Origin of the sequence: Bartonella vinsonii subsp. berkhoffii ATCC 51672 (assembly GCF_902825225.1) — a bacterium.
GTDB classification, from domain to species: domain Bacteria; phylum Pseudomonadota; class Alphaproteobacteria; order Rhizobiales; family Rhizobiaceae; genus Bartonella; species Bartonella berkhoffii.
Genome location: NZ_CADEAK010000204.1, coordinates 1 through 422, shown reverse-complemented (window position 1 = coordinate 422; position 422 = coordinate 1). Strand labels below are relative to the sequence as shown.

Genomic DNA, 422 nt, shown 5'->3' with positions numbered 1-422 from the left:
GAAACGCGTTTTTTAAGATTACGTGCTTTGCCAACATAGAGAACATCACCCTTCTCATCAATCATTCGATAAACGCCTGGCTTATGCGGAAGGTGTCTGACAAACTCTTGTATGAGTTTGCTACCTTTCAATTGATTTTTATAATTTCCTTGATTAGCATTGTCCCACGTAATGTGAGAGAGAAAAGGAAGCTTTTCCCTTTCATTTTGGGGACGAGCTGTGTTGTTTTTCAGGATCATTCAGTTTATCCGGAAGTGTTTTCTGTTTTTCATATGAAATGCTCTTATCTATCTAGTCCTATCATGTATGTAATGATAGTCATTTTTCCTATAAATAACGCATTATGACATGAGATCATTCAATTTTGTAGTTATTTTACTTTTCATAAAAGCATAAGGGTGGTCTAAAAAAGTTTTATGAGT

General features: G+C 34.6%; 1 protein-coding gene. It reads right to left on the bottom strand.

The genetic code is table 11. The annotated features are described in order from the left end of the window. Positions 1-239 (bottom strand): GIY-YIG nuclease family protein (locus J7R10_RS08940; protein ID WP_343211343.1); only part of this gene is annotated, 239 nt, incomplete at its 3' end. Positions 240-422: the final 183 nt, after the last annotated feature.